This window comes from uncultured Sphingomonas sp. (assembly GCF_964250165.1).
Classification (GTDB): domain Bacteria; phylum Pseudomonadota; class Alphaproteobacteria; order Sphingomonadales; family Sphingomonadaceae; genus Sphingomonas.
Genome location: NZ_CAXUEK010000099.1, coordinates 1 through 6,960, shown reverse-complemented (window position 1 = coordinate 6,960; position 6,960 = coordinate 1). Strand labels below are relative to the sequence as shown.

General features: G+C 69.1%; 9 protein-coding genes. 5 read left to right on the top strand and 4 right to left on the bottom strand.

The window, feature by feature from the left end; all coding sequences use genetic code 11:
- From ACFE64_RS14290 to ACFE64_RS14280, 3 genes are all read left to right on the top strand, one after another.
- Nucleotides 1-268 (top strand): hypothetical protein (locus ACFE64_RS14290; RefSeq protein ID WP_375393127.1); only part of this gene is annotated, 268 nt, incomplete at its 5' end.
- A 5-nt stretch (nt 269-273) separates the two neighbouring features.
- Nucleotides 274-771, top strand: coding sequence for a hypothetical protein (locus ACFE64_RS14285; RefSeq protein ID WP_375393126.1), 498 nt, complete (start codon nt 274-276; stop codon nt 769-771).
- 369 nt (nt 772-1,140) lie between these two features.
- Entirely contained in the window at nt 1,141-2,532 is a 1,392-nt protein-coding gene (locus ACFE64_RS14280) for a serine hydrolase domain-containing protein (RefSeq protein WP_375393125.1), read from the top strand.
- Between the two features lie 155 nt (nt 2,533-2,687).
- On the opposite strand, the gene ACFE64_RS14275 is transcribed toward ACFE64_RS14280, so the two are convergent.
- Nucleotides 2,688-4,304, bottom strand: a complete 1,617-nt coding sequence (locus tag ACFE64_RS14275; protein WP_375393124.1) for a cisplatin damage response ATP-dependent DNA ligase — start codon at nt 4,302-4,304, stop codon at nt 2,688-2,690.
- Nucleotides 4,305-4,318: 14 nt separating this feature from the next.
- Here ACFE64_RS14275 and ACFE64_RS14270 point away from each other — a divergent pair, with 14 nt between their 5' ends.
- Nucleotides 4,319-5,173 carry a metallophosphoesterase gene (locus ACFE64_RS14270; RefSeq protein ID WP_375393123.1) on the top strand — a complete coding sequence of 285 codons (855 nt, stop codon included), beginning with the start codon at nt 4,319-4,321 and terminating at the stop codon, nt 5,171-5,173.
- A 3-nt stretch (nt 5,174-5,176) separates the two neighbouring features.
- Here the strand turns inward: ACFE64_RS14270 and ACFE64_RS14265 are convergent, their stop codons facing one another.
- Both ACFE64_RS14265 and ACFE64_RS14260 read right to left on the bottom strand, forming a co-directional pair.
- Nucleotides 5,177-5,743, bottom strand: a complete 567-nt coding sequence (locus tag ACFE64_RS14265) for a TMEM165/GDT1 family protein (RefSeq protein WP_375393122.1) — start codon at nt 5,741-5,743, stop codon at nt 5,177-5,179.
- Between the two features lies 1 nt (nt 5,744).
- A complete protein-coding gene (locus ACFE64_RS14260; RefSeq protein ID WP_375393121.1) occupies nt 5,745-6,077 on the bottom strand; it encodes a hypothetical protein in 333 nt (110 codons plus the stop codon).
- Between the two features lie 143 nt (nt 6,078-6,220).
- Here ACFE64_RS14260 and rpmG point away from each other — a divergent pair, with 143 nt between their 5' ends.
- The gene (rpmG, locus tag ACFE64_RS14255; protein WP_093333495.1) at nt 6,221-6,388 is read left to right on the top strand and encodes a 50S ribosomal protein L33; all 168 of its coding nucleotides are present in this window, start codon (nt 6,221-6,223) and stop codon (nt 6,386-6,388) included.
- Nucleotides 6,389-6,735: 347 nt separating this feature from the next.
- Here rpmG and ACFE64_RS14250 read toward each other — a convergent pair.
- Nucleotides 6,736-6,960 (bottom strand): response regulator (locus ACFE64_RS14250; RefSeq protein ID WP_375393120.1); only part of this gene is annotated, 225 nt, incomplete at its 5' end.

Genomic DNA, 6,960 nt, shown 5'->3' with positions numbered 1-6,960 from the left:
CGACCTGGTCTTCCTCGGCACCGGCGATCTCGCGCTGTCGATCGGCTGCTTCCCGGACATCGACGACCGCCACGAACGGGCGATCGAGACGGTCCACGCCGCCTGCCGCGCCGCGGGCGTGGCATGCGGCATCTTCACCACCTCGGTCGACGCGGCGCTGTATCGCCGCGAACAGGGCTTCGCGGCGACCGTCGCCGCCAACGATATCGCCATCGTCGCGGGCGGCTTCGCCGGGGCGGCGGAGCGTCTGAACACCAAGCAAGGATGACTGCCATGAAAGAGGGAATGAAACTGGCGATATTGGGCACGCTGCTCGGCGTCACGTCACCCGCGATCGCGCAGGAGGCGGTGGTCGGCGTCGCCAACCCCGACGCTCTGTTCTTCAGCAAGGACCCCGTGCTCAACCGCAACAAGCAGGCGGCCTATCACATCGTCAAGGACCTGCTCGAGGCGAACCACTGGGAGCTCACAGCCAAGTGGCTGGGCCCGACCTACATCCAGCACAATCCGCAGGTGAAGAACGGCCTCCAGCCGGTGATCGACTATTTCACCAAGACGCTCGCGCTGAAGCCGACGCCGATCCCGGTCAAGATGAAGACCCAGCTCGTCTCGGTCGTGGCAGAGGGCGACAAGGTGATCGTCGCCTATGTTATCCCGGTCAAGGACTCGAAGGACCCGACCAAGATCTACACGACGACGACGTTCGACATGTGGCGCTTCGAGAACGGCAAGGCCGTCGAGCATTGGGACGTGCATACGAAGGACGATTGAACGATCGGAGGGAGTATGGACGACGGCGGGGCGCGACGATGGCGCCCGCCCTTGCGTGGAGTGATTAGCGGCGGGCGATCCAAAACCCGTCACTGAAGCGTCGGCAGCATTCCTTTTACCATGTGCATCGGCGCTTCGACCAGATTTAGTCAAGCACTGGGCTTGGAACGACTCAACCGTCAGCAGTGGCAGGACCACCGTCCGTTCCGGTCTTCCCGCTCGACTTCCTTCCTTTTCGGCAAGGGAAACACGTTGCGCCACGATCCCTCACGTCGCTCGGGAGCAGGGCTGGTCTTTACGCCCGATGGGCGGCAGAGTTTCGGAGTGGCGTTGCTGGTGGGCGAGGCACGTCCGCGGGGGAGAGGACTGATGGGGAATCATTCGAGAAGAGACGTGCTGCTTGCGTCTGCGGTGCTCTCCGCTGCCGCAGTCCGACCGGCAATCGCCGCCGCTGCAACGAACCCGCCGCCCACCCTCCCGCCTGCGTTGCGGACCAGGTTTGACAGCTACTGCGTCGATCAGAAACTCCCCGGCGCCATGCTGGCCGTCGTCAGGCGTGGACGCCTCGAAGGCTGTTACGGGTACGGCAAGGCATCGGTGCCGTTCGACGTGCCCGTGGCGCCAACGACGCTGTTTCACATCGCATCGATGAGCAAGCACGTGACCGCCCTCGCGGTGCTCCGGCTCGTCGAACGGAACAAGCTCTCGATCGACGACCCGATCGGCAAGCACGTGACCGGACTGATCGCGTGGATGAACCCTCTGCCCATCCGGTTGATGCTCGGTCATATCAGCGGCATCGCCGACTACGAGGCTGGGTTCACTTGGGACCGGCCTTTCGATCACGACGCATTGATGAAATCGGTTCCCGACCCGATCGGCCGCCCCAGAGAGACGCTTGTCTACTCCAACTCGGCCTATGCGATCCTCGGCTGGCTGATCGAGGCAGTCAGCGGCAAGAGCTACGTCGACTATGTCCAGGACGAGCTGTTCAAGCCGGCCGGGCTTCCGTTGGCGCGGGCCGACGCCGCCGACATGCCCGTTGTTGGTCGCGCGGAGCCTTATCACTGGGTCGATGGCATCCTCCACCATGCGACGCGCATGGACAATGCCGTGTCGCACATGTCCGACGGAGGCCTGTTGTTTTCCGCGCTCGATTGGGCGCCGTGGCTCGATGCGGTTGATCAAGGAAAGATCGTCTCGCCCGACCTGCTCGCGTCGATGTATGAACCAGGCCTGCTCCTGTCCGGGCGGGTCACGAATTACGGCTTCGGATGGTTTCTCGAGAAGGTTCGCGGCCGAGACGTGCGCTCGCACACTGGCAGCGTTCCCGGCTTCCGATCGCGCATCCTGCGTTACCCGGCCGCAGAACTGACCGCCATCTTCCAGACCAACGGTGACCCCGCATTCCCCATGGGGACTTTCCTGGAGGAGGTGATCGAACATTATCGTCCGGGTACGACGTTCCTGAGCCTTCCCGGTCAGCCCGAGCCCTCATCGCAGCGGGCGAAGCATCTTGCCGCCTATCTGGCCGGACAAGATGATGAAGCGACCTTGGCGCCCGAACTTGTTCTGGCGGAAAAGGCCGCGAAGCGTCCGCCGGGGCCGCGCATTGCGCATCAACCGATTGAGATCAGCCTGCTCGACACCTACCCTCTCCCGAATGGCAGTGCGTCGCGCTATCGGATCGACACAGGCGAAAGGCCGGTCACGATGCTGATCGGCTGGTCCGCGGCGGATCAGATATACTTCGTGCGGTAGACGCGCCCACCTGAAGTCGGTTTGATTGGCGATAGGCGTCGAGCGCCATCGACAGCCCGCCCAGGTCGGCCAGATTCGCCTCCATGGTGAGGTCGATCGAAGGCGTCCTGACGAACCGGCAGGAGGGTAGCGGAACGCTAGATACGCTTCCCCACTCACGTCACCAGCCGCTGCAGCGTAGCCACCTGGTCGGCTTCCGCCGCGGGCTTGTCGGTGCGGATGCGCAGGATACGGGGGAAGCGCATGGCGAGGCCGGACTTGTGGCGGGTCGAGGCGTGGATCGAGTCGAACGCGATCTCCAGCACCAGCGTCTTCTCCACCTCACGCACCGGGCCGAAGCGGTTGAGCGTGTGGGTGCGCACGAACTTGTCGAGCTGGGCGATCTCCTGGTCGGTGATGCCCTGATAGGCCTTGCCGACGGGGAGCAGCTCGCCGCCTTCCGTCCAACAGCCGAAGGTGTAGTCGGAATACCAGGAGGAGCGCCGGCCGTTGCCGCGCTGGGCGTACATCATCACGCAATCGGCGGTGAGCGGATCGCGCTTCCATTTATACCACAGCCCGGCGCGGCGGCCGGACACATAGGGGCTGTCGCGGCGCTTGAGCATGACGCCCTCGATCGCCGCGTCGCGCGCGCCGGCGCGGATCGCCTCCAGCTCGGTGAAGCTCGCGGCCTCGATCGCCTGCGAGAGGTCGAAACGCTCGGGATCGAGGCGGGGCATGAACGCCTCCAGCCGGGCGCGCCGCGCCGTCCAGGGCAGCGCGCGCAGGTCCTCGGCGCCATCGAACAAGATGTCGTAGAGCCGGACGAACGCGGGAAGATCGGCGAGCATCCTGGCCGACACGACTTTGCGCCCGAGCCGCTGCTGAAGCGCGTTGAAGCTCGCGGCGCCGCCGCCCCCAAAGTCGTCGCTCCCGAGCGCGCCGCCCTGGACCTCGCCCTTCACCAGCAGCTCGCCGTCGAGCACGCCCGGCGTGCGGAAAGCGGCCGCGACCTCCGGAAAGCTGCCGGTCACGTCGTCGCCGGTGCGGCTGTAGAGCCGCGTCTCGCCGCCTTGCGCATTGGCGATATGAACCAGCTGGACGCGAATGCCGTCCCACTTCCACTCGGCGGCATAGTCCTGGAGGTCGACCTGCCCGTCCTCCAGCGGATGCGCGAGCATGAAGGAGCGGAAGACGGGCGTGTCGGCGGGCGTCGGCTGTTCGCCCTCGCCGCGCACCCAGGCGAACAGCGGCTCGTAAGGCGGTGCGAGGCCGTGCCACAGCTCCTCCACCTGCTCGACGTCGAGCCCGAACGCCTGCGCCAGCGCCGTCTTGGCGAGACGGGCGGAGACGCCGATGCGCAAGCTGCCGGTCGCCATCTTGATGAGCGCGAACCGCTCCTCGGCGTCCAGCCGATCGAGCATCGCCGCCATCGCGGCGGGGGCGTCGGAGCGGGAGATCGCGCGCAGCTGCTCGACCGCGGCGGCGAGGTGGAGCGGCGCGGGATCGACGGGGAGATCGGGCGCCGGCCAGAGCAGCGCCACCGTCTCGGCGGTGTCGCCGACATAGTCGCGGCTCATGCGGAACAGGACGGGATCGGTGCGCGCCTCGATCAGCGCGCGGATCAGCGCCGGCTTGACCGCAGGCAGGTCGAGGTCGCCGGTCAGCGCCGCCATCGCCCAGCCGCGATCGGGGTCCGGCGTGACGTGCAGATAATCGGCGATCAGCTTGAGCTTGGCGTTTCGCCCGCGCGTGTAGATGAGGGCATCGAGAAGCGCGGCGAAGGCGTGCATCGCGGAGACAACGCATGAGCAAGCGGGCCCGGTTCCGTTGCGCGCTCGTCACGGGCGTGCTGATGCTGGGCGCGGCGGTGCTGGCGGGCGTCGGCTATCGCCATGCGCGTGCCGATCCGGTGGTGCGGCGCATGACCGTGCGGCTGCCGCACTGGCCGGCGGGCGCCGCGCCGGTGACGGTGGCGCTGCTGAGCGACATCCATCTCGGCGGGCCGGCGATGGATGCGTCGCGGCTGGCGCGGATCGTGGCGCAGGTCGATGCGCTCCGGCCCGATCTGGTGCTGATCGCGGGCGATTTCGTGTTCGGCCATGATCCGGCGAAGGGGGTGCGCTTCGCCGGCGGGCTCGCCGCGCCGCTGGCCCGGTTGCGCGCGCCGCTCGGCGTGGTGGCGGTGCTGGGCAACCACGATCACTGGACCGCGCCGGCGGCGGTCACCGGCGCGCTGGGGCGGGCGGGCGTGACGGTGCTCGCCAACCAGGCGGCCGAGCGCGGGCCGCTGGCGATCGTCGGAGTGGACGATGCGTTCAGTGGCCATGCTGCGCCGGGGGCGGCGCTGGCGGCGGCGCGGCGGCTGCCCGGCGCGCCGGTGCTGCTGACGCATACGCCCGGGCTGGCGCTGCCGCCCGGCGCCGCACCGCTGGTGCTGGCGGGGCATACGCATTGCGGGCAGGTGGTGCTGCTCTGGGTGGGCACGGTGGTGGCGACGAGCCCGCTGCTGCACCGCCGGCTGTTCGACCCGCGCTATCGCTGCGGCGCGGTGCGCGACCCCGGTCGGCTGACGATCGTGACCGCCGGGCTGGGGACCAGCGTGGTCCCGCTCCGGTTCGGCGCGCCCCCTGACCTGTGGCTGCTCAGGCTGGGTCCGTAGCGCTCAGATCAGCCGCAGCGCGCCGAGCGCCAGCACCAGCCCGGCGAGCAGGAACACCGCGCCGATCACGCGCCGTGCCGCAACCAGCGGCAGCCGGAGCCAGGCCCGCTCGCCGAGCATTGCGGCCGGCGCGAAGACGGCGAACCCGCCCAGCGTCGCGCCCACCGCGGCGAGCGCGGGAACGGGCGAATGGGCGGCGAGCGCGACGACGACGAACTGCAGTCCATCGCCGAAGCAGAGGATGAACAGGCCCGCGAGGCTGGTCGCCATCGCGCCGAGCCGCCAGCCGGCAAGGCGGTCGGGCGGCTTCACCCGCCAGGCTGCGCCCGCGCCCTGCAGGATCAGCGCGAGTGCGAGCAGCAGCTGGCGCGCCTCGGGCGTGAGCTGCGGGGCGAGGAGCGCGCCGGCACCGGCGGCGATCCCGCTGGTGGCGGCGAGCGCCAGCGCGGCGGCGGCGAGCACGAGCCCCGGCGCGCGATAACGATCGGCCAGGATCGCGGCTAGCCAGGGCGGCCGGTCGCCGACCCCGCCCAGTGCGGCCGCGACCAGCGCCGCCATCAGCGCGTCCATCTCAGATCGCTAGGCGTGCCGAACAGGCCGCGGCGAAGGCCTCGCCGGCGGCGCGGTCCTGCCGCTCGGCGCCGACCGCGTCGCGCAGCAGCGGCAGCCAGGCGACGACACCGCGCTCGCCCCGCGCCAGGGCGCCGGCCATGACGTGCGCCACCGTCACCGTCGGGTGCAGGCCATGGCGCTGGGCGAGCAGGCGGATGTCCTCCACCGCCTGTGCAAGCTCGGGCGGCCGGGCCAGCCGGGCGCGCCCGTCCAGCATAGCGACGCGGCTGGCCAGCTCCCGCCGCACGGTGTCGCGATCCTGCGCCATTTCCGGTCCCCCGTCCTGCTTCACGGCGCATCATGCGCGCGAAAGGTTGCAGGCTTGTGAAGGGTGGGCGCGGTTGACTCGGGCGGCGTGCTGCGCCATGCGCCCCGGCTGTATCGGAGCGGCGGCGTCAGCGTCGGCCGCTCCTTCGTTTTTCAGGACATCGGGCCATGGCCAAGCCGACCACCGTCAAGATCAAGCTCGTCAGCTCCGCCGACACCGGCTTCTTCTACGTCACCAAGAAGAACCCGCGGACCAAGACGGAGAAGCTGAGCTTCAAGAAATACGACCCCGTCGCGCGCAAGCACGTCGAGTTCAAGGAAGCGAAGATCAAGTAAAGTTGGTGCAGCGGATTAGCGAAGCTAATCCGCGTCGCGGCACCAACCTCGGCCGGCCTCGGCTTGCCGAGGACCGACGACGCGGCTTCGCCGCGGCGGGTTCTCCCGAAGCTCCCGTCATGCCGGCCTTGTCGGTATCCACTCGCGTCGCAGTCGGCCTCTCCATTGCGGACGACTCTGCCCAGATCAGGCGTGGATGCCGGCACGAGGCCGGCATGACGGCGGCGGTAAACGGCGATGGCGAAGCCGCCGTCGGCCTGATCGGGCTGCCGCGCGTGCGCGGTCCGCTCCAGGCGCTGCGCGGCGGCCCGCGCACCGGCGTGCTTGCTGACCCGAGCCGCCTGCGCCTAGAGCAGCCCGTTCACCGTCTCCATGAAGCGCGCGAGGCTGATCGGCTTCGACACATAGGCGGCCGCGCCCGCCGCGCGGATGCGCTCCTCGTCGTCGCGGCCGGCATAGGCGGTGACCGCCATCACCGGGACGGCGGCGAGGTCCGCGTCGGCCTTCAGCGCGCCGATCAGCTCGTAGCCGGTGACGTGCGGCATCTGGATGTCCATCACGATCAGGTCGGG

Excerpts from the sequence above, each read along its gene's own strand:
- ACFE64_RS14285 (WP_375393126.1), top strand. The coding sequence starts at position 274 with ATGAAAGAGGGAATGAAACTGGCGATATTGGGCACGCTGCTCGGCGTC.
- ACFE64_RS14280 (WP_375393125.1), top strand. The coding sequence starts at position 1,141 with ATGGGGAATCATTCGAGAAGAGACGTGCTGCTTGCGTCTGCGGTGCTC.
- ACFE64_RS14275 (WP_375393124.1), bottom strand. The coding sequence starts at position 4,304 with ATGCACGCCTTCGCCGCGCTTCTCGATGCCCTCATCTACACGCGCGGG.
- ACFE64_RS14270 (WP_375393123.1), top strand. The coding sequence starts at position 4,319 with ATGAGCAAGCGGGCCCGGTTCCGTTGCGCGCTCGTCACGGGCGTGCTG.
- ACFE64_RS14265 (WP_375393122.1), bottom strand. The coding sequence starts at position 5,743 with ATGGACGCGCTGATGGCGGCGCTGGTCGCGGCCGCACTGGGCGGGGTC.
- rpmG (WP_093333495.1), top strand. The coding sequence starts at position 6,221 with ATGGCCAAGCCGACCACCGTCAAGATCAAGCTCGTCAGCTCCGCCGAC.